This window comes from Agromyces marinus (genome assembly GCF_021442325.1).
Lineage (GTDB): Bacteria > Actinomycetota > Actinomycetes > Actinomycetales > Microbacteriaceae > Agromyces > Agromyces marinus.
Genome location: NZ_CP087879.1, coordinates 3,006,388 through 3,029,561 on the forward strand (window position 1 = coordinate 3,006,388; position 23,174 = coordinate 3,029,561).

Sequence of the window (23,174 nt, forward strand, 5' to 3'; positions counted from 1 at the left end):
ATGCGAGCCTACGCTCAGCGCCCGCGTGACCCTGTCGGCGGCACGGCCGCACGGAGGTTCGCGGCACGCCCGCTCACACGTGCGGCACGAACTCCTGCCATGCGCGCCGCTTCTTCCGTCGCGGGTCGGCGACCACGCGGTCGACCGCGTCGAACACGAGCGTGCGACGGTACCGCTCGTCGTAGCGCGGCCAAGCGGGGCGAGGGCGACCGGATGCCGCGAAGCCGGCCCAGTGCGCCTGCATCCGCCGCCCGACCGCACGGAACATGCGCCGCCCGCCGAGCAGGGTGAGCCCCGTGCCGACCGGGGTGTCGAACTTCTCGAACAGCGCGAACAGTTCGAGCCCGTGGGTCGCGTCGAGGCCGAGCCAGCGCGCCGCGCGCGGCGCGGCGTCGAACCGGTAGCACCAGGTCGGCGCGTATCGGGAGTGCCGCTCGGCGACCTTGACGCTCGGGAACCAGAACGTGAAGTCTCCCGCGAAGTCGGCGGCTGCGCGCCGCTCGGGCAGCCCCGGGTAGCGCGCCGTGATCGCCTTGCGCGACTTCTTCCGCGTGTTGGCGAAGATCGCGCGGATCCGCGGCTTGGTCGTCGGCAGGATGTCGATGCGCCCCTCGAACAGCGAGCCCTCGCGGTCGTTCGTGCCGATGATGAGCGGCACGCGGTGAGCGATACCGTCTCGGAACGCGTCGAGCGGGCGCCGCGGCAGGAACTCCCCGTCGATCACCGGCGCGAGGGCGATCGTGCCCGGGTTCTCGTCTGGCGTGCGCACGCAGAGTTCGGTCGTCGCGGCGGCCAGGAGCATGGGGTCGGTCGTGCGCAGCATCGTGGCGGCGTCCTCGGGCGCTTCGCTCTCCAGGTCGTCGTCGTCGACCATGCGCGCGAGGATGCGGACGTACTCGGCCGCCCACCGCTGCGCGATCTCGGGCGGGTAGACGGCGTTCGCGGGCGAACTCTGCGCGATCGCCCGCGCGAAGAGCCCCTCGGCAGCGGGAACCGTGAGCAGGGTCGTGACCGAGTTGCCGCCGGACGACTCGCCGAAGAGCGTCACCCGGTCGGGGTCGCCGCCGAAGGCGCGGATGTTGCGTCGCACCCACTCGAGCGCGGCGACCTGGTCGCGCAGGCCCAGGTTCGCCTCGAACGGATGCCGCGGACTCGAGTACGCCCGCAGGTCGAGCCAGCCGAGCGCGCCGAGGCGGTAGTCGATGCCGACGTAGACGACCCCGTGCGCACGCGCCATCCGCTCGCCCTGCCTCGGGTACTCGGCTGCCGAGCCGACGCTGTAGGCGCCCCCGTGCACGAAGACCATGACCGGTCGGAGCCCGCCGTGCTCGCCCGCATCCGGCGCGGTGACGTTCAGGTGCAGGCAGTCCTCGCTTCGCGCGAGGTGCTCGGCCGCGCCGAGGAACTGGCCGCGCCGGTGCTGCGGCGCGACGGGCCCGAAGTCGGCGGCGTCGCGGATGCCGCCCCACGGCGCGGCCGGCACCGGGGCGCGGAACCGCAGGTCCCCCGCGGGCGCGGCCGCGTACGGGATGCCGCGCCACTGCCGCGTGCCACGCCGACGCCGCCCTCGGACCGCGCCCGTGTCGAGTTCGACGACCAACCCATCGTCTCTGCGCACCCCCAACGACATGCGCTCGACGGTAGGTCGCCCGGGTGAACTGCCGGTAGCGGATGCCGCGTCGGCATGTCTGCGGGATGCGGCAGACTGCACAGGTGACCGGCATGCGACCCTTCTGGAACGCGCTCCCGACCGAGGGGCGTTGGCTGCTCTCGACGGTCGCGATCCAGACGCTCGGGCGCGGGCTGACGCTGCCGTTCACGATCATCTACCTGCACGAGGTGCGCGGGTTCGACCTCGCGCTCTCGGGTGCGCTCATGAGCGTCATCGCGATCACGGCGCTCGCCGTCACGGGGCCGGGCGGCTCCCTGATCGACCGGTACGGCGCCCGCTCGGTGCTGCTCGTCGGCCTGGCGGCGATGATCGCCGGCTGCACCCTGCTCGCGTACGCGACGCACCCGGCGGTCGCGGCGGTCTCGCTCGTGCTCATGGGCGTCAACTTCGGCGTCTCGTGGCCGGGCTTCAACGCGCTCATCGCCACGGTCGTCGACGGCGAGATCCGACAGCAGTACTTCGGCATCAACTTCGCGTTGGTGAACCTGGGCATCGGCGTGGGCGGCATCATCGGCGGCTTCTTCATCGACGTCGACGAACCGGCGACGTTCACGACGATCTTCCTGGCCGACGCCGCCGGCCAGCTCATCCCGATGGCCCTGCTGCTCGGTCCGCTCCGACACGTCCGCACGCAGGGCGGCGACGACGACCACCCCGACGACGGCGACGCGATGAGCTACCGGGCGATCCTCCGCCGCCCGGCGATCCTCTGGCTCACGCTGCTCACGTTCATCGCGATGTTCATCGGCTACGGCCAGATGGAGGCGGGCTTCCCCGCCTTCGCCCGGCAGGTGTCCGAGGTGTCCACGCAGGTCGTGGGCTTCTCGTTCGCGGTCAACACCGCGGTGATCGTGCTCCTCCAGTTCACCGTGCTGAAGCTCATCTCCGGGCACCGGCGCACGCGCGTGATGCAGGTCATGGCACTCGTGTGGATCGTCTCGTGGCTGATCCTCGGCGCGACCGGGCTGGTCCCCGACTCGATCGCCGCGGCGATCGGCGTGCTCGCGTTCATGGGCGTCTTCGCCTTCGGCGAGACGATGCTCCAGCCGACCGTGCCCGCGATGTACAACGACCTCGCGAGCGACCGGAACCGCGGCCGCGTCAACGCGGTGAACGCGGCCGCGTTCCAGGGCGGCGCGATCACCGGGCCGATCGCCGCCGGTCTGCTGCTCGGGCACGGGTGGCACGCGGGCTACATCGCGACGATGGTCGTCGGATGCGTGGCGATCATCGCGCTCGCGATCGCGCTCGAGCGCCGGGTCCCGGCGACGGCGAACGGCGTCCCGGAACCATCGACGCCGGCGTCGCCGTCCCCGATGCCGACGCCGACGTCCGAGCCGTCCTGACGCTCGTCCTACTCCTCGACGATCTCCGCATCGATGACGTCGTGGTCGCCGCCCTCGGGTGCGTCGCCCGGCGCGGGCGCGCGCGTGACCGTCAGGTGCTCGCCGTCGCCCGCGAGCCCGACGACGACGGCGTCGCCGTCGCGGATCTCGCCCGCGAGCAGTGCCCGGGCGAGCCGATCGGCGACCTCGGCCTGGATGAGCCGGCGCAGCGGCCGGGCGCCGAACAGCGGGTCGTATCCGCGCTCGGAGAGCCAGGTCCGCGCGTCGGGCGTGACGCCGAGCTCGAGCCGACGCTCGTGCAGTCGCGCGGTGAGCCGGTCGATCGAGAGGTTCACGATCTCGCCGAGTTCCTCGTGCGTGAGGGCCGAGAACACGACGAGGTCGTCGAGGCGGTTGACGAACTCCGGCTTGAACGACTGCCGCACCGCGGCCATGACCGCCTGCTCCTTCTCCTCCTCTGAGAGCGTCGGGTCGATGAGGAACTGCGAGCCCAGGTTCGAGGTGAGCACGAGGATCACGTTCCGGAAGTCGACCGTGCGGCCCTGGCCGTCCGTCAGCCGCCCGTCGTCGAGCACCTGCAGGAGCACGTCGAACACCTCGGGGTGCGCCTTCTCGACCTCGTCGAACAGGATCACCGAGTAGGGGCGGCGGCGGACGGCCTCGGTGAGCTGCCCGCCCTGCTCGTAGCCGATGTAGCCGGGGGGCGCGCCGACGAGACGCGCCACCGAGTGCTTCTCGCCGTACTCCGACATGTCGATGCGCACCATGGCGTGCTCGTCGTCGAAGAGCACCGACGCGAGCGCCTTGGCGAGCTCGGTCTTGCCGACGCCGGTCGGGCCGAGGAACAGGAACGATCCGGTCGGCCGGTCGGGGTCGGAGACGCCGGCGCGTGCCCGACGCACCGCGTCGGCGACGGCCTCGACCGCACGCCGCTGGCCGATCACGCGACGCCCGAGCTCCTGCTCGAGGTGCAGCAGCTTCTCGGTCTCGCCCTGCATGAGCCGGCCGACGGGGATGCCGGTCCACTGCGCGATGACCGCGGCGATGTCCTCCTCGGTCACCTGCTCGTTGACCATCCGCGGCTCGTCGGGCGCCTGCTCGGCCTGCTCGGCGGCCTCGAGGTCGCGCTGCAGCTGCGCGATCGTCTCGTACTCGAGCTTCGACGCGCGCGCGTAGTCGGCCTCGCGCATCGCGCGGTCGCGCTCGGTGACGGCCTCGTCGAGGCGCTTCTTCAGCTCGCCGACGCGGTTCAGCGACATCCGCTCGCGCGACCAGCGCTCCTCGAGCGACGCGAGCTCGCGCTCCTTCTCGATGAGGGTCTCGTGCAGGCGCTCGAGGCGCTCCTTCGAGGCCTCGTCCTTCTCCTTCTTCAGCGCGAGCTCCTCGAGCCTCATGCGATCGACCTGGCGCTTGAGCTGGTCGATCTCGACCGGGCTCGAGTCGATCTCCATCTTCAGGCGCGACATCGCCTCGTCGATGAGGTCGATCGCCTTGTCGGGAAGCTGCCGCGCGGTGATGTAGCGGTTCGAGAGCGCGGCGGCCGCGACGAGCGCGGCATCGGTGATCGTCACGCCGTGGTGCGCCTCGTACCGGCCCTTGAGCCCGCGGAGGATCGCGATCGTGTCCTCGACGCTCGGCTCGCCGACGAACACCTGCTGGAAGCGGCGCTCGAGCGCGGCGTCCTTCTCGACGTACTCGCGGTACTCGTCGAGCGTCGTCGCCCCGATGAGCCGCAGTTCGCCGCGCGCGAGCATGGGCTTCAGCATGTTGGAGGCCGCCACCGAGCCCTCGCCGCCGCCCGCGCCCATGAGCAGGTGAAGCTCGTCGACGAAGGTGATGATGCGGCCCTCGGCGTCGTTGATCTCCTTGAGCACGGCCTTGAGTCGCTCCTCGAACTGGCCTCGGTACATGGCGCCCGCGACGAGCGCCGAGATGTCGAGCGCGACGAGCTGCTTGTCCTTGAGCGAGTCGGCGACGTCGCCGGCCACGATGCGCTGCGCGAGCCCCTCGACGACGGCGGTCTTGCCGACGCCGGGCTCGCCGATGAGCACGGGATTGTTCTTCGTGCGCCGGGTGAGCACCTGGCTGACCCGGCGGATCTCGGCGTCGCGGCCGATCACTGGGTCGAGGCTGCCCTGCCGGGCGATCTCAGTGAGGTTGACGCCGTACTGTTCGAGCGCCGACTTCTGCTCCTCCTGCGAGCTCGGCGCGCCCTGCATGTTTGCCACATCGGTCCCTTCGTCAAACTTGAGTCTATACGACTCAACTCTGTCCTCGCCTCCCTGTTCCGCTCACGCACGAGCACGCCTGTGGACAGGGAATGCACGGTCGAGGGGTCGCGTTACGGTGGAGCACGGACCCGAACGAGGAGGAACGGATGCCGCTGCACGGCGACTACGCACCCAGCACGTCCAAGTGGGCGCGCGACCAGGCCGAGACCTACGAGGCGACAGGGGGTCGCGAGGCGAACTCGCTGCGCGGCCGGCCCGTCATCGTGCTCACCACGGTCGGCGCGAAGACCGGCAAGCTGCGCAAGACGGCACTCATGCGCGTCGAGCACGACGGCGAATACGCCGTCGTCGCGAGCCGCGGCGGCGAGCCCGAGCACCCCGCCTGGTACTTCAACCTGAAGGAACAGCCGCTGGTCGAGCTCCAGGACCGCCACGGCAAGGGCGACTACCTCGCACGCGAGGTGAGCGGCGCCGAGAAGGAGCTGTGGTGGTCGCGTGCGACCGAGGTCTGGCCCGACTACGACGACTACCAGGCGAAGACCGACCGCGAGATCCCGATCTTCGTGCTCACCCCGGTCGGCTGACCCGCGCACGGCGGCCCACGGGTCAGAGCCAGCGCATCGTGAACGTCCGGGCGAGCACGCCGCGCATCCCCGGCAGTCCGAGCACGCGCACGGCGGCGTTCCGCGCCCGCAGCGGCAGGCCGCTCGCCGGCGCACCCATGCGCATGTTGAACGCGGCCTGCCTGACGGCTCGCGACGCGGCCGCGCGCCGCGCGCGATCGTAGGCGCCGAACACGTCGACCGGTGCCGAGGCGGCGAGCGCAGCGGCCAGTTCGCGGTCGAGGTGCACGGCATCGCTCCAGCCGAGGTTCATGCCCTGGCCCCCGATGGGGCTGATCTCGTGCGCGGCATCGCCGGCGAGCGCGACCCGACCCGCCGCGATCGGGTACGCGACGTGCTGCGACGCCTCGAACGCCGTGGGTTCCGACGCGGCATCCGCGTCGAAGGCGGCGCCCGTCCGCGATGCGACGACCGTGGCGACCGCGGCCACGTCGAGGTCGACCGGTTCGCGGCGCACGCGCGCCACCCACCGGCGCCGGCCGCCCGGCATCGGGAACGACTCCACGACGCCCGACGGTTCGAAGTGCAGCAGGGCGGTCTCGGGCTCCCCGGTGTCGTCGCGCGTGTCGCACATGACGTAGTTCGCCCGCCCGCCGTGCGGTCGCCATTCCGCGCCCATGAGCGAGCGGATGCCGCTGCGCACGCCGTCGGCCCCGACCGCGTAGCGCGCCGCGAGGTCGACGGCGCCGTCGTTCCCGTCCGCGTGCACGATCAGGTGCGTTCCGCGGTCGGTGATGCCGTGGACCTCGAGGCCCCGCCGGAGGTCGACCGTCCGCGCCCCGGCGAGCCGGGCCTCCAGGAGCGCCTCGACCTCCCGCTGCGGGAGCGAGTGGACGCGGCCGGACTTCGGGAACCGGAGGGAGCCGAGCGTCCGTCCGTCGCACGTCACGCGGCCGTCGCGGATGACGACCGCCCGTCGGCGCACCTCGTCGCCGACGCCCGCCGCGGCGAGTGCCCGCAACCCCGGCGGGTGGATGCCGATGGCTCGCGACGACGTGCCGGCCGGCGCGGCATGGCTGCGCCGTTCGACCACGACGGCGCGCAGGCCCCGCCGGGCGAGCAGGCAGCCGAGCAGCAGCCCGACCGCTCCGCCGCCCACGACGACGACGTCGTGCATCGTGCGATCGCCCGACCCGGTCATCGGAGGATCTCGCTCCCCCAGACCAGTTCGAGGCGCGACGGGAACCCCCGCTTGACCCGCCATCCCTCGGGGAGGACGCGTGCCAGTTCGGGGGCCGTGTGGCTCCTCCGGATCGAGGTGAGCCCGTCGGGCCGGATGTACGAGCCGGAGAGCACGTTCCACGCGAAGGGCAGCGTCGCCGCCCAGAATCCGAGGTACGCGCCGCGCCCGCGCTCGATGTCGCCGTGCACGCCGATGCCGCCCGGTGCGACGAGTCGCTCGGTGTCGGCGAGCAGGGCGCCCAGCTCGGGTGCGGTGAGGTGGTGGAGCACGTGGTTCGACCAGACCACGTCGAACGCCTCGCCCTCGGCCACGAGGTCGGCGGAGGTCGCGATCCGCGGACGGAACGCGGGGTCGTCGAAGCGGGAGCACGCGCGCACGGCCCGCTCGTCGGGGTCGATGGCGACGACCTCGAGCGGCAGTCCGTCGCGCCGGGCGAGCTGCAGGATCCGGATCGGGAGGTCGCCGCCGCCCGCTCCGATGTCGAGCATGCGCGCCCGATGCGTCGCCGACAGCCTCGGCCGGACCCATTCCTCGTAGACCGCCGCCGGCCGGGAGACGACCCGGTTGACGAGGGCGAACCTGCGGTAGGTGCGTTCGAGCATCACGGGATCGGCCGCGGGGTCGTCCATGCGCTCACGCGACCGCCGGTCCCGTTCGCCGAGGCCCGCGAGGGCCCGGAGCAGCCCGGGTTCGCGCAGCCCTCCCCTCAGCGCGGCGTCGGCTCGCGACATCCGTCAGCCCTCGACCGTCATGAGCGCGGACTCGACGGTCAGGCCCGGGCCGAACGCCATGGCGGCGACGCGGTCGCCGTCGGCGGCCGCCTCACGGTCGAGGATGTTCCGCAGCACGAACAGCACGGTCGCGCTCGACATGTTGCCGAAATCGCGCAGGGTCTCGCGCGCGGGCCGCAGCTGCTCCTCCGACAGGGACAGGCGCGCCTCGACCTTGTCGAGGATGCTGCGCCCGCCGGGGTGGATGGCCCAGTGCGCGACGTGGTCGCCCGCGGCATCCGTCGCGAGTGCCTCGGCGAGGTCGGCATCCGGGGCGAGCAACGGTTCGAGCGCACCGGTGATGTGGTCGTCGATGATCGCCGGGACGGCGTTCGAGAGCACCATCTCGAACCCGTGGTCGCCGATCTTCCAGGCCATGTCGCCCTCGCCGACGGGCGTGATGCGGGTCTCGAACCGGTCGAGGACGAACGAGCGCTCGCCATCCTCGGGCGGGCGGGCGGTCACGATGCCCGCTCCGGCACCGTCGGCGAACAGCGACGAGGCGACGATCGTGTCGGGGTCGTTCGACGAGCGCAGGTGGAGCGTGCAGAGTTCGACGCTCACGACGAGCACGACGGCATCCGCATCCGCCGTGCAGAACTGCGCCGCGGTGCGCAGCGCCGGGAGGGATGCGTAGCAGCCCATGAATCCGAGGTGGTAGCGCTGCACCGCCGGCCCGAGGCCGAGCTCGCGCACGAGCATGTAGTCGGGGCCGGGCGCGTAGAACCCGGTGCACGAGACGGTGACGACGTGCGTGATGTCGGATGCCTCGACGCCCGGCGTCGCGGAGATGGCGCGCCGCGCCGCCTCGAGGTAGAGCTTGGTCGCCTCGGTCGCGTAGATCTCGTTGCGCGCCTTGGTCCCGGGCAGGAGCAGTTCGCCGCTGCCGTTGTCGAAGAACACGGGCTCCTCGTCGCGGGCGTCGAAGGTGAGCTCGGCGAGCGCCGTGTACCGCCGCTCGATGCCGGACACGTCGAACGAGGTCGTGATGATCCGCTGCGCGAGGCGGTTCAATCCGGGCTGCGCGGCGAACACGTCGCGGACCGCGGCCTGCGGGAGCTCGGTCGGGGGGACCGCGGTCGACAACCCCCGCAGGTGCACCCGCCCGTTCCTGCCCGGGCTCACGCCGTCGTTCCGATCTCGATCCGTCGCAGCGGCATGGGTGCCCCCTTCCCCGCTTGCAGACTAACGCCGGACCTCGCCCGTGGCCAGAACCGATCGTCCCCCTGCCAGCAGACTCACCGGTGCGCGACGGCCGGGCGGCCGCCGACCGTGAGCGGATGCCGCGTCAACCGTTCTCGCGTCGCTCCTCGACCCACTCGAGGGCGTCATCGTGCGCCTGGCGGAGGGTCTCGCCGAGCCACTCGGTGCCACGGTAGACGGAGGACTCGCCGATGATCGCGGTGACCCCGCCACTGCGGAGCTGGGAGACGATCCGTTCGCTCGAGACCACGAGCCTGAGCTGCGAGCCGAGCGCATCGAGGTCTGCGGCATACCTGCGGAGCACTTCGACGAGCGAGATTCCGAGCTCGTCGATCCCGCGGAGCCTGATGATGACGACCGTCCCCCGAGAGGTGTCCTCGACGACGGGCAGCCTGGACTCGAACACCGGGGCGCTTGCGAAGAACAGGCTCCCGTACGGCTGCAGCACCATGACCTCTCCGGCCGGCACGGTCGGGCCGGGATCGGTCTCCTTCACGCGGCCGTCGGGCATGACGATCGCGCGACGGACCCGGACCTGGTTGGACTGCTGCACGACGTAGAGGATGATCCCCATGCCGACGCCGACGAGCACCGCGAACTGCAGCGGGACGACCAGGGTGAGGGCGAAGGTGACCGCCATCACCGTCGTCTGGAGGACGCCGGTCTTCATGACCGAGAGGATCTTGGCGGGCTTGATCGCGCCGATGCCCACGACGATCAGGAGCGCGGCCAACGACGGCATCGCGACGTAGGCGACCACGCCCGACGCGAACAGGATCACCGCCGCCATGACGCCGCTCGCGAAGACCAGCGCGAGCCTGGTCCTCGCTCCGGCGGCGGCGATGAGCGCCGAGGCCGACATCGATCCGCCGACCGGCATTCCCCGGAAGAGTCCGGCGACGACGTTGCCGACGCCCTGGCCGATGAAGTCGCGCGACGCGTCGGCCGGACGGCCGTCGAGGTTCGGGATGCCGGAGGAGACCGCCGCCCCCTGGATGAGGCCGACGAAGGCGAGCGAGATGGCCGGGATGGCGAGGTACGCGACGTCGTCGAGGCTCGGGAGCACCGGCAGCGGAAGTCCGTTCGGGACGTCGGCGATGTCGCTCACCACCGCAACCGGCCATCCCAGCCAGGCCGTGCTCGCCCATGCGAGCACCGACCCGACGAGCACGGCGACGACCAGGCCGAAGGACGCCAGCCGGGTGCGCGTCAGCCAGACGATGAGGGCCAGCGTCACGACCCCGACGAGCGTCGTCGGAAGATCGATCCGCCAGATGTTCACGATCAGGTCGAACGCGCGGGTGACCCGGTTGGCGGCGTCGCTCTCGTACCCCGTCAGGTTGGAGAGCTGGCCGAGCACGATGTTGACCCCGACCGCGGTCACGAACCCGGTCATGACCGATGTGGGCACGAAGCGCAGGAGCCGCCCGCCCTTGAGCACCCCGGCCACGATCATGACGACCCCGGTCAGGACGGCGAGCGTGAAGAGCGCTCGGTCGGGGTCCGGGCGGGCCGAGAGGTCGGTGTCGGCGACGACGAGGGCCATGGCGCCGGTCGCCTGCACCGCCATGAACGAGCTGCTCGTGAAGAACGCGGCGCCGAGCATGCCGAAGAGGTACCCGTAGAGGCCGGCGATCGGGTTGACGCCGGCGAGCAGTCCGCTCGCGAGCCCGTCGGGCACGCTCTCGACGCCGAGCACGACGCCGGCGACCGCGTCCTTGCCCAGCGTCTCGCGTCGGAACAGCCGCCGCACCCGACGACCCCCCGGCACCTTGCCGAGTGCCTCGCGTGCCCGTGCGAACCGCCGCGGAGGCTCTGGTTCGGTCATCGATCCTCCTCGGCCGGCGAGGGCTCGGCCTCGGGCTCGGGTTCAGGCTCGGGCGAGGCCGCGGGCGGGACTTCGGGCGTCGGCCCGGGCGAATGCACGGCGGCGTTGCCCGACAGCCAGCGCAGCCACGACCGCTCGGGCCCGAGCAGCACCTCGCGCGCCACGAGCGTGAGCGGAATCGAGAGGATCGCGCCGAGCGGCCCGATGACGAAGGTCCAGAACACGACCGACACGAAGCTCAGGGTGAGCGAGAGGTCGACGGCGTCGCTGACGAACTTGGGCTGCACGAGCACCTGCAGCACGACGTTCACGACGCTGTACACGGCGATCACGGCGAGCAGCAGCGGCACCCCGCCGACGACGAACGCGAGGACGGCGGGCGGCACGAGCCCGAGCACGAAGCCGATGTTCGGGATGAAGTTCGTCACGAACGCGAGGATCGCCCACACGGCGGGCACCGGGATTCCGAGCGCCCACAGCGCGAACCCGTCCACGATCGCGACGACCGCACCGAACGAGGCGTTGACGACGTAGTACCGGCGGATGCCGGAGTTCAGGGCGCGGAGCCGATCCAGGCGGGGGCGGATGCCTGGGCCGAACGCGTGCTCGGCACGACCGTAGCGCGAGGCATCCGCTGCCATGAAGATCACGTACGCCAGCACGAAGAACGCCGCGGTCAGGAACGCGAGCAGCCACCCCCCGAGCCCCTGCGCGACGCCCAGCAGCACCGCCGGGTCGAGTGCGCTCGCGGTCGCCTCGGCGACCCGGTCGCCGAGGCCGATCGCGACGAGCCAGTCGGCGACGGATGCCACGGCCACCCGCAGGTCGGGGAACACCTCGACCACGAGCTCGGCGAACTCGACCCCGGCGAAGACGAGCAGCCCGGCGAGCACGGCGAGGATCAGGTACACGACGGCCACCACCGCGGTCGTCGCGGCCCAGCGCGGCCAGCCGCGCCGCTCGAGCGGATGCCGCATCGGGTGCACGATGACCACCAGCACGAGCGCGAGCGCGAGCGGCGCCACGAGGTCCCGTGCGAACCAGAGCGCCGCGAGCACGAGCAGCACGGCGATCGTGACCACCGCCCCGCGCGCGCTCGGGCCGGACGGGACGGGGGGCGCCGCGACGTTCACGGCACCACCCTAGGCGGCGCCGGACGCGCTGTTCCCTCGACCGGCCGTCGCGGGCGCGAGACGGCGCGGATCCGCTCAGAAATCGCCGATGCCCTTGCCGATCAACTGCACGCCGATCACGAGCAGCAGCACCGCCATGACCGCCGCATTGTTGTGCACCAGCCACTCCCGGAGCCGTTCGAGCGGCGGACCCATCCGCTCGGAGGCCACGAGGTAGGCGATCACCGGGACGGCGACCGATATCGCCGCGATCAGGGTGAAGACGGCGATGACGATCGCGCTCGGACCGACGCCGATGGCCGCCCCGCCGATCGAGACGCCCGCGCTCGCACCGAGCAGCAGGTTCTTCGGATTCACCGCCGCGAGCAGGAACCCGAGCCCGCCGGCCTTGACCGCCGTCATTGAGTCGATCCCGGCCATCCATCCCGGCATCGGAGGCTCCTCGCCCCGCCCCGGTCGCGCACGCCACTCGCGCAGCGCGAGGAACAGCAGCCCGGCACCGAGGACGAGCTTGACCGCACCGGCGACGGGCGACGCGCTGCCGTCGTCCTCCGGCAGCGCCGAGGAGAGCAACGTGAACAGGGTCACCGCGACGAGGATGCCGAGCACCCAGCCGAGCAGGAAGCCGACGCTCGTCACCCGGGCTCGCGGTGAGAGCAGCATGAGGATCGCTGCGATGATCGGGATCGGGCTGATCGCGATGCCGATCGCGAGCGGCAGGACTTCGCCGAGGACGCTGTTCACGGTGTACCTTCCGTTCGCCCGTTCAAGGCAGGACGATGTCGAATGCCGGGTCGCCCTGGACGAGCGCCCCCACGAGGCTCTCGAGCACGGCGGCATCCCCGGTGAGCTCGATCCCCGGGCTCTCGAGGTCTCCGGCGGCGAGTGCGAGCAGGCGGGGCTTCGTGAGCGTGATCGTCGCACCTGCGCTCTCGGCGTCGGCCGGCTTCACGATGTGGACCAGGACCCCGTTGCGGAGGGTGACGCGGTAGTTGCGGCCGAGGTCGCTCAGGGTGATGTCGAGCGCGAGGTCCAGGTCCCACGCGTTCGGCCCGTCGACCCGGATCGCGATCGAGTCGAGCAACTGCTCGACGGTGAGCTGCGCCACGATCTCCGGCGCGTTCGTGGTCGTCGGCGTGCCGAAGTTGTCGCCCCTGAGCTCGGTCGCGCCCGAGAGGAAGAAGTTGCGCCACGTGCCGTTCTCGGACCCGTAGCCGAGCTGCTCGAGCGTGTCGGCGTACAGGGTGCGCGCAACCGCGTGATCCCGGTCGACGAACACCGCGTGCGAGAGCAGGGTCGCCGCCCACCGGAAATCGCCCTCGTCGTACGCGGCCCGCGCGACCTCGACGACCCGGTCGATGCCGCCGATCGCCCCGACGTAGCGCTCGGCGAGCGGCTGCGGCGGGTGCGCCCAGAGGTTGGCGGGGTTGCCGTCGAACCAGCCCATGTACCGCTGGTAGATGGCCTTGACGTTGTGGCTGACCGACCCGTAGTAGCCGCGCGCGTGCCAGGCGTTCTCGAGCGCCGGCGGCAGCTGGATCTCCTCGGCGATCTCGGCGCCGGTGAGGCCCTGGTTCAGCATCCGGAGGGTCTGGTCGTGCAGGTACGCGTAGAGGTCGCGCTGCTGGCCGAGGAACTCCTCGATCTGGTCGGCGCCCCACGTCGGCCAGTGGTGCGACGCGAAGACGACATCCGTCCTCCCCGAGAACCGCTCGATGGCCTCCGTGAGGTATCCCGCCCAGACACGCGGGTCGCGCACGAGCGCGCCGCGAAGCGTGAGCAGGTTGTGGTGCGTGTGCGTCGCGTTCTCGGCCATGCAGAGCGCTCGGTACCGCGGCAGGTAGAAGTGCATCTCGGCCGGGGCCTCGGTTCCCGGCGCCATCTGGAACTCGAACTCGACGCCGTCGACCGTGCGGGTCTCACCCGTCTGCCGGATCTCGACGGTCGGCACCATGATCCCGGCGTGCCCCGTCGAGGTGGTCTGGCCGAGGCCCGCGCCCACGGCGCCCTTCGGGCCGCGCTCCAGCGCCGCGCCGTACATGTACCCGGCGCGTCGACCCATCGCGGTCCCCGCGTAGACGTTCTCGGCGACGGCCTCGCTGACGAGGTGCTCCGGATAGATCACCTCGACGGCACCGGAGGAGACCTCGTCGTGGTCGACGATGCCGAAGATCCCCCCGAAGTGGTCGATGTGGCTGTGCGTGACGATCACGGCCGTGACCGGGCGATCGCCGCGGTGCTCCCGATACAGCGCGAGCGCGACCGCCGCCGTCTCCTTCGAGATCAACGGGTCGACGACGATGACCCCGGTATCGCCTTCGATGAAGCTCACGTTCGAGAGGTCCATGCCGCGCACCTGGTAGATGCCCTCGACGACCTCGAACAGCCCGTGCCGCGCGACGAGCGACGACTGGCGCCAGAGACTCGGGTTCACGGTGGCCGGTGCGTCACCGGTGAGGAACGCGTCCCGGTCGGCATCCCAGACGACCCGGCCGTCCGCGTCGGCGACCGCGCCGGTTGCCGGAGCTCCGAGGAACCCGCGCTCAGCCGCTTCGAGGTCGCGTCGGTCGTCGAAGGGGAGTTCGTCGGCGAGTCGGTTGTTGGCGGATCGGATGGCTTCGGTTGCGTCGTTCTTGTTCACGCTCGGGTCTCCTTCGGACTCGGATCGGATGCGTGGGCGGCGTGGATGGTCTGCTCAGTCGGTCGGATGGGCCCCCGCCCCGCGAGGCCCTCCGTCGCGAACCGAACGCACCGCCTGCCGGTTGGTGTCGTAGACCTCGACGCCGTCGAGCAGCCCGAAGCGCTCGAACCTGGCTCGGACGGACGGCCGCACCCTGCTCAGGGAGAGCGTGACGTCGTGCTCGCCGAGCCAGGTCCGCAGGTTCCGGAACGCTTCCGCACCGGTCACGTCGAGGTCGGTGACCGACTCGCAGTCGAGGACGAAGTGGTCGACTGCGGAGCTCGCTCCCTCGACCGCGGCCTTCCCGGCGTCGGTGAACGTTCCGGCGTTGGCGAAGAACAGCGGCGCTGCGAGCCGCACCACGACGACCCCCGGAGCCGTGACGGATCCCCGCGGCGCCGAGGCGAGCAGCGAGTCCGCGGGGCTGTCGTCGTCGGCGAGCACTTCGAGGGCGGGCCTGGCGGCACGTCGGGCGAGGTTCACGAGCGCGAGCACGAACGCCACGAGGATTCCGGGGATGGCCCCGACGAAGAGGGTGACGGCGAAGCACACGACCGCGATGAGGAACTCGGACCGGACGGTCCGGAAGAGCTCCGCGAACTCCCGGAACCCGAGGAGCGGGAACACGGCGACCGCGACGACGGCGCCGATCGCCGGTGACGGGATGTCGGCGAGCAACGCGGTTCCGAACAGCAGCAGGAGCAGGGTCCCCGCCGCGGCGACGATCGCGGGCAGCTGCGTCCGCGCGCCCGCGAGGTCCATGGCCGCGGTGCGCGACGCCGACGCGCCGACCACGTAGCCGCCGGTCGCGCCGGCGGCGAGGTTGCTCACGCCGAACGCGAAGAGATCGCGGTTCGGCGCGTCCGGGTACCCGTTCTTCTCCGCGTAGGCGCGCGCGACGAGCAGGCCTTCGGCCACGGTGACCAGCACGAGCGCGAGCGCCGAGGGCACGAGCGCGAACCAGGTCGCCCAGTCGAGCACCGGCCAGGTGAGCGTCGGCGGTCCTGCCGGCACCTCGCCGAGCACGTCGACACCCGCACCGTCGAGGTCGAGGATCACGACGACGACCGTCGTGAGGATGAGCACGATCAGCGCCCAGGGCACGAGGCGCGCGATGCGGCGCCCGATGACCAGGATCAGCACCGAGACGACCGCGATCACCACCGACCAGACGTCGACCTCGCCGAGGTTCTCGGCGAGTTGCACGAGCTTCTCGACGAACTCCTTGCTCGAATCGATCGGAACCCCGAGCATCTTCGCGACCTGGCTGACGAGGATGTCGAGGGCGAGCCCGGCGATGAACCCGATCAGCACCGGCTTCGAGAGGAACGCCGCGAGGAACCCCAGCTTGAACACCGCGGCGAGCAGGAACACCACGCCGCAGATGATCGCCTGGGCGAGGGCCATGGTCGCGTAGTCGGCGTCGCCGGCGACCGCGAGGCCGCCGATGGACGAGGCGACGAGAGCGGATGCCGCGGCGTCGGGAGACGCGATGAGCTGCCGCGACGACACCGCGAACGCGAAGACGATGGAGGGGACGATCAGTGCGTAGAGCCCCGCGGTGGGCGGCAGTCCCGCGATCTGCGCGTATCCGATGTTCAGCGGCACGGCGATCGCGAGCAACGTCACGCCCGCGCCGACCTCACGCACGATGGTCCTCGGCGTGAGTTCGGCGAACGGTCCGGTCCGCTCGGCGGCACCCTCCTGTCGGCTCATTCGGTGGCGAACCTCAGATCCGGATCGGGAAGGTCGACATGATCACGATCCCGATGATCGCGACGACGACCGCCAGGCCGAGCAGCACGCGCGTCGCCCAGACGGCGACCTCACGCTGCGACATCGCCGTCAGGAAGAGGACCAGCGCGAACAGCACGGTCAGGAGCGAGTAGTTGTCGCCGCGCTGGTTGTTCTCGAGCGCCTCGGCGAACTTCGCGTCGGCGCGCGCGTTGAGCTCCTCGGCCTCGACCTTCCCCTGCGGCACGTACTCCTCGCGCACGAACGGCCCGTTCTCGACCTGGCCGTCGGCGACCCAGGCATCGAAGGCGACCGCGAACTCCGGCGTGAAGCGCGCCTCGACGTAGTCGGCGAGTTCCGTGTTGCCGTCGCCGACCGCCTGGACGTACGCCGAGTAGATGGTCAGGTCGAACGCTCGCGCCGATCGCGCCTCGCCGTCGGCGGATGCGGCCTGGATGCGTGCGCTCGAGGCCTGGCTGAACGCGATCGACATCTCGCCGCCCCACTTGGACGCCTCGAATCCGCACCACGCCGTGAGCACCGCGGTCACCGACAGCACGAAGACGGCGACGATCTCCTGTGCGCGCGACCAGCGGTCGCGCGTCTGTTCCGGGGTCACCCGCGTCAGCCCAGGAGCTTCGCCTTCGCCGCAGCGAACTCGGCGTCGGAGAGGATGCCCTGCTCCTTGAGTGCTGCGAGCTTCTGCAGTTCGGCGACGACGTCGACTCCGCCGCCGGCCGGGGCCGGAGGCGCCGCCGGTGCGGCCTGCTGGGCTGCGGCCTGCTGGGCCTGGTACTGCTGCGCCTCCCACTGCTGCTGGGCTGCCGCCTGCTCCTCGGCCTGCTTGTCGGCGTACCGCGACTGCTGTCGTCGCGCCACCCCGCCGCTGACGGCGGTCGCCGTCCCCGCGACCACCGCGGTGCGCGCGGCCATCCCGATCAGCCCGGGCCGTCCCATCCTCCGAATCGGCATCGCCGTCTCCCCCTATTCCTCGTCGCTCGCGACGGCGAGCACCTCGTTGACGACGGTCGCCGGGATCCGCTCGACCTGGAGGACCTCGCCTCCGGCCGTCGCGAACGACGACGCGAGCTTCTTCGCCCAGAGCAGTTCGACCGCCATGATGGCACCCGAGGTGCCGGGCGGGATCGAGTCGGCGAGGTCGTCGATGTCCTCGTCGCCGATGATCCCGGATGCCTCGAGCTCGACGACCGTGAACCCGGCCTCGTCCCGGAACTCCTCGTACTCGCGGACGGTGACCCCGCCCTCGTCGTCGCGCGAGACGACGAGCAGGTCGAGCAGACGGATCTCATCGCCCACCATGAGCTCTGCGAGCGCGTCGGCAGTGGCGCCGTCGAGCCGATCCCCCTGGAAACTCACGACGTAGACGTCGACCGGACCGTATTCGAATTCAGTCATCGATTCCCCCTCGCTCACACTGTATGGGTGCGATGACCACCGCACCAGTGTCGAAATCGCGCGGGGAGAGTTCGCGGCGCCCGGAACGCCCCTGTCCCTCCGTGCCCCGACGACGATAGTGTGACGCGCAGGGGGCCTCGAGACTCGCTCCCATCACCGATCGAAAGGGAACGTCCCCGTGGATTTTTGGAGTGACTTCTGGAGCTTCATCTGGATCTTCTTCTGGAGCTTCGCATTCATCGCCTACCTGTTCGCGCTCTTCGCGATCATCGGCGACCTGTTCCGCGACCACGAGTTGAACGGCTGGTTGAAGGCGGTGTGGATCCTCTTCCTGATCTTCGTGCCGTTCCTGACCGCGCTGGTCTACCTCATCGCACGCGGCAACAGCATGGCGCGCCGCTCCGCGAAGCAGGCCGCCGACGTGCAGTCCGCAACGGACGCGTACATCCGGCAGACGGCCGGGGCCTCCGCGAGCCCGTCCGATGAGATCGCCAAGGCCAAGGGCCTGCTCGACGCCGGCACGATCTCCCAGCAGGAGTACGACGCCCTCAAGGCGAAGGCGCTCGCCGGAGCCTGATCCTCGCCTCGAACGGAACGGCCGGGCACCCGCGGGTGCCCGGCCGTTCCGCGTCCGCAGCGGACGCCGCGGCATCCGTCACGCGGTCACTGCGAGGATCCGCCTCGCACCGGCGGAGTCGGCGTTGCGCAGGAACAGGATGATCCAGCTGAAGATCAGCAGCCCGGCGACGAGCTCGACCGCGGTCAGGTTGTAGTACCCGGTGGCGAAGAACACGCCGAGGACGACGATCACGCCCACGTACACCCAGCCGAGGATCACGAAGACTCGCGGCATCGACGGCAGGAACTTCGGCAGCCCGATCACGATCACGGCGTACACGACCGCCATTCCGCTGGCCACCGTGTTGTGCACGAGGAAGAAGTCGTCGACGTGGAAGATGCCGACGCACGCCAGCAGGATGCCGATGACGACGAGGCCGTACCGCACGAAGTCGCGACCGCGCCGGTCGCGATCGGTCGCCGAGGGGAGGCCGGCGGTCGCGTAGCGAGCGACGATCGTCACGATCGCTCCGGCGATGACGAGCGTGAGGTTGAACGCGAGCGCCGAGATGTCGTCGGTCATGCCGAGCGCGCTGAGGTTCATCTGCCACCACTGCGGATCGCTCGAGCTGAGCATGGCCGTGATGACCCCCACCACGAGGAACACCGCGAGCACGATCGACAGCAGCATGGGCGTCATCCGCACCGACGAGAGGAAGCACACGTACGCGGTGAGCGCCAGCGCGACGCCCAGCAGGATCGCGCCGGGGAGCACGAAGACCGGAGCGCCGACGAAGCTCTGCTCGAGCACGTCGGCGAGGCCGACCCATCCGAGCATCGCGATTACCGCGTGGGCGATCGACAGCGCGAGAACGTCGAACCACAGCAGGCGCGGCGGCTCCGCGCCGCGCGGCCCGCTCGCGCTGCGCGCGGCCGCGGCATCCTCCACGTCCGGGTCCGCGGGCGCCGGGCCGAACCGGCGGCGCAGCACGAGCCGGCCCGCCGCGAACGCGAGCGCCGCGACGATCGCCGCCCCGATGGCCACGTACATGCCGAGCGAGTCCGGCCCCGAGATCGGCAGTTCGCGCCCCCAGAAGGCGATCAGCCCGATCGGGGTCGCGACGACGAACGCGATCGCGCCGATGATCAGCGCGGTCGACTCGGTGGACTCCGTCGTGCGCGTCGGTTCCTGCAGGATCCGACCGATCGAGGACGGCTGGGACATGCTTCCTCCACTCGTTGCGACCATGATCGCCCGACCACGGCAGGGTCAGCATCCCACGTCCGGTCCGGGCGAGCGGATGCGATTCACGCGTGCGGCGTGTCACGCGCGGCGTCGGCCCCGGCCGCATCCGTGCGGGCCGCACCGGCCCGGTCGGCCAGGAGCGGGCGGAGCCAGGACATGCGCGGATCGGCCTCGACGAGGATGGCGCGCACCACGATCGTCAGCGGGATCGCGATCAGGGCGCCGATCGGCCCGAGGACGATCGCCCAGACCAGCACCGACAGGAGCGTGATCGTCTGGCTCAGGTTCACCGTCTGGCCGACGATCCGCGGCTGGATCACGGTCTGGATCACGGCGTTGATCACCCCGTAGACGACGATGACCGCGAGCACGACGGGCCAACCGCCCTCGAGCCCGCCGAGGATGAGCGGGGGGATGATCGCGATGAAGTACCCGAAGTTCGGGATGAAGCTGCACAGGAACGAGAGCAGGCCCCAGAGCGCCGCACCGGGAACCCCGAGGAGGGTCAACGCGGCCCAGTTCGCGAGCCCCTGGGCCACGCCGAGCCCGAAGGTCACCCACACGTACCGCCGGATCCCCCCGACTGCGCCTTCGAGTGCGACGACCAGGCGCTGGCGACGGATGCGCATGCGGCCCGTCACGGTTCCCATCCACGCCGCATCGATGCTCATGGCCACGAGCATGGTGATGAGCACGAAGGTGCTGGTGATCACCCCGGTGGCCCCGGCGACGGCGGCCACCGCCGCCTGGAGGAGTTGGGCGGGATCGACCGATGCGACGACCGCGGCGGCCTGCTCCTGGTCGAACCCGACCCCGACCAGCCAGTCGCCGACGCCGGCGAGCCACGCCTGGAGGTCGGAGGCGTACTGCGGCAGGATCCCGGCGAACTGCCCGACCGCGAGGATCAGGCCGTACCAGAACCCCAGGAGGATCGCGAGGACGAGCACGACGACGACGGCCGTCGCGCCACCGCGCGGAACCCCTCGCGCCTCGAGCCGGCGTTGGATCGGATGGACGCACATGGTCAGGGTCAGCGCGAGCAACGTCGCCGAGAAGACCGGACCGATCGCTGCGATGCCGAACGCGACGATGACCGCGCCGGCCCCGCCCATGAGGATGAACGCCGCCCGATGCGTCGACGTCGCAACAGGCGCGACGGGGGCGCCCGCCGCTTCGGGCTCGTCCGGACCAGCCCCCTCCGGTCGCGTCATCCCCGATCGCGGCCCGCACCGGCGGGGACGAAGTCGACCGGGGCCCCCTTCGGGACCGCATCGCCGTCGAGGGACCGCTGGTACTCCCCCGCGATCCGGCTGAACACGTGGTAGAGCACCCAGCTGTGCACCTGGTCGTAGTTGTACGGCGTGTTCTCGTCGGGGTTGACGGTGAGGTTGTAGACGTGGGGCGTGGCCAGTTGCTCGATGGGCGCCGTCCCGTCGACCACGCGGTGGGTGAGCACCTTGAAGTTGCGCCAGCGCATGCCGACCAAGAGCTGGTCGAAGAACATCAGGAAATGCTCGCGGCGCGAGTGCTCCTCATCGCCGCGGAGGAACGCGCTCTGGTCGACGCCGTCCAGGACCCGGTCGTCCGGGACGAGTTCGGGCGCCTCGACCATCGACAGGATGGTCGGGAACCAGTCCACCGCGTGGATCATCTCGTCGCTGCGTCCGGTCCGGAGGCGGTTCGGCCACCTGAGGATGCCGGCGGTCCGGTTGTTGCCCTCGTAGGTCGAGAAGTAGCCGCCGCGCCAGTTGCCCTCGGCGCCGCGGTTGTTCGGGGCGTGGAACGTCGTGTCGCGACCGTTGTCGCCCGCGAACACCACGATGGTGTCCTCGGCGATGCCGAGGGCGTCGAGGTGCTCGAGGAGCGTGCCGAAGTCCGCGTCGAGCATCTGGATGCAGTCGGCGAGCGGTCCGCCGTCCGAGCTGTCGATGAACTCGGCGCGCGGGAGCGTCGGGAAGTGCATGTTCGAATGGTTGAAGTAGAGGAAGAACGGTTCGTCGGCGTCGACGGCGTCAGCCATCCACCGCTTGCCCTTCTCGATGAGCTCGAGGTCGATGTCGCGCCGGACCTCGCGGTCGAGCACCTTCACGTTCCGTGCGCTCCCCGGCGCATCCGACTCGATGACGTACGAGGGTTCGAGGCCGGACGCCTTGAAGAACTTGTCATCCGGCCACATGGCCTCGTCCCAGGTTCCGAGGATCCCGTACCAGTAGTCGAATCCGTGGTCGGTCGCGTACCGCCCCGGCTCGGCGCCGCAGTGCCACTTGCCGAGGATGGCGTTCCGGTAGCCGAGGGACTTCAGCTGCGTGGCGATCGTGGTCTCCCACGCGACGAGGCCGCTGCCCGGCAGTGCGGAGGTGCACCCGGTCCTGGTGGAGTGGCGGCCCGTCATGAGCGCGGACCGGGTCGGGGTGCACTGCGCCTCGACGTTGTAGTTGGTCAGCTGCAGGCCCTGCTCGGCGAACCGGTCGATGTTCGGAGTCCGGGCTCCGATCGCGATTCCGCCGCCGTAGCAGCCCAGGTCGCCCGTGCTGATGTTGTCGACGTGGAAGTACAGGATGTTCGGCCGCTTCTGACTCATCGATCCCCCCGGATCCCGCGATCGGGCTTCCCTGCCCGGCCGTCTGCTCGCTAGCGTATGGGAGATCGGAGCGAGGGGGCACCCGTGGAGATCATCTCGTCGCTGTTCAACGTCATCCTGATGGTCTTCATCGTGACGACGATGCTGACGGCCGGCTTCAACACCACTCTGGAGCAGCTCGGCGCCGTGCTCTCCCGGCTCGGCCTGGTCGCCGCGGTCCTGGTCACGGGGTTCCTCGTCAGGCCGCTCGTCGGATGGGGCATCGCCGAGGTCTTCGGGCTCGCCGTGCCCGCCTACGTGGCGATGGTCCTGGTGTGGAGCTGCCCGGGAGCACCGTTCGGCGCGAAGCTCGTGATGACGGCGAAGGCCGACCTCCAGAGCGGGGCGGTCCTCCAGGTGCTGATGGCCGCGATCGGTTCGCTGACGTTCGCGCCGACCGCGAACCTCATCATCGGGGCGGCCGACCTCGGCTCGGACGTGTCGCTGCCGGTGTGGGACCTGATCCGCACCGTCGCGCTGCTCCAGTTGCTCCCGTTCGTCATCGGCATGATGGTGCGCCACTGGACCCCGGAACGAGCCGAGGAGTTCGGCGGGTTCACCGCCAAGGTGTCCGGCCAGACCTTCCTGGTCGTGCTCGCGGGCGCCCTGCTCGGCAGTTGGAGCGAAGTGGTCGGCCTCATCGGCTCGACGGTGCTGATCGCGGCGATCGTCGCATCGGTCGTCATGATCGGCATCGGCTGGCTCTTCTCGACGGGCGAGCGGCGCACGCGATGGGCGACGGCGCTCATCCAGCCCTGCAGCAACTCGGGCCCGGCGTTCGCGGCCGTGGCGATCGCGTTCGGCAACGATCCGGCGATCCTCGGCGCGATCACCGCGATCCTCCTGTTCCAGATCGTGGTCGGCCTGCCGACGGCGTCGTTCGTCGGCCGTCGCCGGGCCGCCGCGGCCGGCTGAGCCGGGAAGCCCGCCG

Annotated in this window: 20 protein-coding genes; 4 read left to right on the forward strand and 16 right to left on the reverse strand. The window is 70.9% G+C overall.

Annotated features, from left to right (window positions below; all coding sequences use genetic code 11):
- Window positions 1–73: 73 nt before the first annotated feature.
- Entirely contained in the window at window positions 74–1,630 is a 1,557-nt protein-coding gene (locus tag DSM26151_RS14225; protein WP_234660177.1) for a carboxylesterase/lipase family protein, read from the reverse strand.
- A 92-nt stretch (window positions 1,631–1,722) separates the two neighbouring features.
- Here DSM26151_RS14225 and DSM26151_RS14230 point away from each other — a divergent pair, with 92 nt between their 5' ends.
- Window positions 1,723–3,018, forward strand: a complete 1,296-nt coding sequence (locus tag DSM26151_RS14230; protein WP_234661907.1) for an MFS transporter — start codon at window positions 1,723–1,725, stop codon at window positions 3,016–3,018.
- Between the two features lie 8 nt (window positions 3,019–3,026).
- On the opposite strand, the gene DSM26151_RS14235 is transcribed toward DSM26151_RS14230, so the two are convergent.
- Window positions 3,027–5,237: an ATP-dependent Clp protease ATP-binding subunit gene (locus tag DSM26151_RS14235; RefSeq protein WP_234661908.1), complete on the reverse strand. Its 2,211-nt coding sequence runs from the start codon at window positions 5,235–5,237 to the stop codon at window positions 3,027–3,029.
- Window positions 5,238–5,395: 158 nt separating this feature from the next.
- Here DSM26151_RS14235 and DSM26151_RS14240 point away from each other — a divergent pair, with 158 nt between their 5' ends.
- Window positions 5,396–5,833 carry a nitroreductase family deazaflavin-dependent oxidoreductase gene (locus DSM26151_RS14240; RefSeq protein WP_234660178.1) on the forward strand — a complete coding sequence of 146 codons (438 nt, stop codon included), beginning with the start codon at window positions 5,396–5,398 and terminating at the stop codon, window positions 5,831–5,833.
- Window positions 5,834–5,855: 22 nt separating this feature from the next.
- Here the strand turns inward: DSM26151_RS14240 and DSM26151_RS14245 are convergent, their stop codons facing one another.
- The 11 genes from DSM26151_RS14245 to DSM26151_RS14295 all read right to left on the reverse strand — a co-directional run bounded on the left by DSM26151_RS14245 (window position 5,856) and on the right by DSM26151_RS14295 (window position 17,819).
- Window positions 5,856–7,013 (reverse strand): FAD-dependent oxidoreductase, encoded by a 1,158-nt coding sequence (locus tag DSM26151_RS14245; protein ID WP_234660179.1) that lies wholly within the window; start codon window positions 7,011–7,013, stop codon window positions 5,856–5,858.
- Window positions 7,010–7,786 (reverse strand): methyltransferase, encoded by a 777-nt coding sequence (locus DSM26151_RS14250; RefSeq protein ID WP_234660180.1) that lies wholly within the window; start codon window positions 7,784–7,786, stop codon window positions 7,010–7,012. The genes DSM26151_RS14245 and DSM26151_RS14250 overlap by 4 nt, the downstream gene beginning before the upstream one ends.
- 3 nt (window positions 7,787–7,789) lie before the next feature.
- Entirely contained in the window at window positions 7,790–8,950 is a 1,161-nt protein-coding gene (locus DSM26151_RS14255; protein WP_234660181.1) for a type III polyketide synthase, read from the reverse strand.
- Window positions 8,951–9,113: 163 nt separating this feature from the next.
- A complete protein-coding gene (locus DSM26151_RS14260) occupies window positions 9,114–10,856 on the reverse strand; it encodes a SulP family inorganic anion transporter (RefSeq protein ID WP_234660182.1) in 1,743 nt (580 codons plus the stop codon).
- Window positions 10,853–11,989, reverse strand: a complete 1,137-nt coding sequence (locus DSM26151_RS14265) for an AI-2E family transporter (protein ID WP_234660183.1) — start codon at window positions 11,987–11,989, stop codon at window positions 10,853–10,855. The genes DSM26151_RS14260 and DSM26151_RS14265 overlap by 4 nt, the downstream gene beginning before the upstream one ends.
- A gap of 75 nt (window positions 11,990–12,064) precedes the next feature.
- A complete protein-coding gene (locus DSM26151_RS14270; RefSeq protein ID WP_234660184.1) occupies window positions 12,065–12,733 on the reverse strand; it encodes a GAP family protein in 669 nt (222 codons plus the stop codon).
- A gap of 22 nt (window positions 12,734–12,755) precedes the next feature.
- On the reverse strand, window positions 12,756–14,630 hold the full coding sequence (locus DSM26151_RS14275) for an alkyl/aryl-sulfatase (RefSeq protein ID WP_234660185.1): 1,875 nt from the start codon (window positions 14,628–14,630) through the stop codon (window positions 12,756–12,758).
- A gap of 54 nt (window positions 14,631–14,684) precedes the next feature.
- Window positions 14,685–16,385, reverse strand: a complete 1,701-nt coding sequence (locus DSM26151_RS14280) for a SulP family inorganic anion transporter (protein ID WP_234660186.1) — start codon at window positions 16,383–16,385, stop codon at window positions 14,685–14,687.
- A gap of 13 nt (window positions 16,386–16,398) precedes the next feature.
- Window positions 16,399–17,022 (reverse strand): hypothetical protein, encoded by a 624-nt coding sequence (locus DSM26151_RS14285; protein ID WP_234660187.1) that lies wholly within the window; start codon window positions 17,020–17,022, stop codon window positions 16,399–16,401.
- A 5-nt stretch (window positions 17,023–17,027) separates the two neighbouring features.
- Window positions 17,028–17,375, reverse strand: coding sequence for an SHOCT domain-containing protein (locus DSM26151_RS14290; RefSeq protein ID WP_234660188.1), 348 nt, complete (start codon window positions 17,373–17,375; stop codon window positions 17,028–17,030).
- 12 nt (window positions 17,376–17,387) lie between these two features.
- Window positions 17,388–17,819 carry a DUF6325 family protein gene (locus DSM26151_RS14295; RefSeq protein WP_234660189.1) on the reverse strand — a complete coding sequence of 144 codons (432 nt, stop codon included), beginning with the start codon at window positions 17,817–17,819 and terminating at the stop codon, window positions 17,388–17,390.
- A gap of 178 nt (window positions 17,820–17,997) precedes the next feature.
- Between DSM26151_RS14295 and DSM26151_RS14300 the strand changes: the two genes are divergently transcribed.
- On the forward strand, window positions 17,998–18,396 hold the full coding sequence (locus tag DSM26151_RS14300) for an SHOCT domain-containing protein (protein ID WP_234660190.1): 399 nt from the start codon (window positions 17,998–18,000) through the stop codon (window positions 18,394–18,396).
- A 78-nt stretch (window positions 18,397–18,474) separates the two neighbouring features.
- Here the strand turns inward: DSM26151_RS14300 and DSM26151_RS14305 are convergent, their stop codons facing one another.
- The 3 genes from DSM26151_RS14305 to DSM26151_RS14315 all read right to left on the reverse strand — a co-directional run bounded on the left by DSM26151_RS14305 (window position 18,475) and on the right by DSM26151_RS14315 (window position 22,204).
- Window positions 18,475–19,602, reverse strand: coding sequence for a hypothetical protein (locus DSM26151_RS14305; protein ID WP_234660191.1), 1,128 nt, complete (start codon window positions 19,600–19,602; stop codon window positions 18,475–18,477).
- An 83-nt stretch (window positions 19,603–19,685) separates the two neighbouring features.
- Window positions 19,686–20,834: an AI-2E family transporter gene (locus DSM26151_RS14310; RefSeq protein WP_234660192.1), complete on the reverse strand. Its 1,149-nt coding sequence runs from the start codon at window positions 20,832–20,834 to the stop codon at window positions 19,686–19,688.
- Window positions 20,831–22,204 carry a sulfatase-like hydrolase/transferase gene (locus tag DSM26151_RS14315; RefSeq protein ID WP_234660193.1) on the reverse strand — a complete coding sequence of 458 codons (1,374 nt, stop codon included), beginning with the start codon at window positions 22,202–22,204 and terminating at the stop codon, window positions 20,831–20,833. Before DSM26151_RS14315 ends, DSM26151_RS14310 begins: the two co-directional genes overlap by 4 nt.
- An 84-nt stretch (window positions 22,205–22,288) precedes the next feature.
- Between DSM26151_RS14315 and DSM26151_RS14320 the strand changes: the two genes are divergently transcribed.
- Complete coding sequence (locus tag DSM26151_RS14320; RefSeq protein WP_234660194.1) at window positions 22,289–23,158, forward strand: bile acid:sodium symporter family protein; 870 nt, start codon at window positions 22,289–22,291, stop codon at window positions 23,156–23,158.
- Window positions 23,159–23,174: the final 16 nt, after the last annotated feature.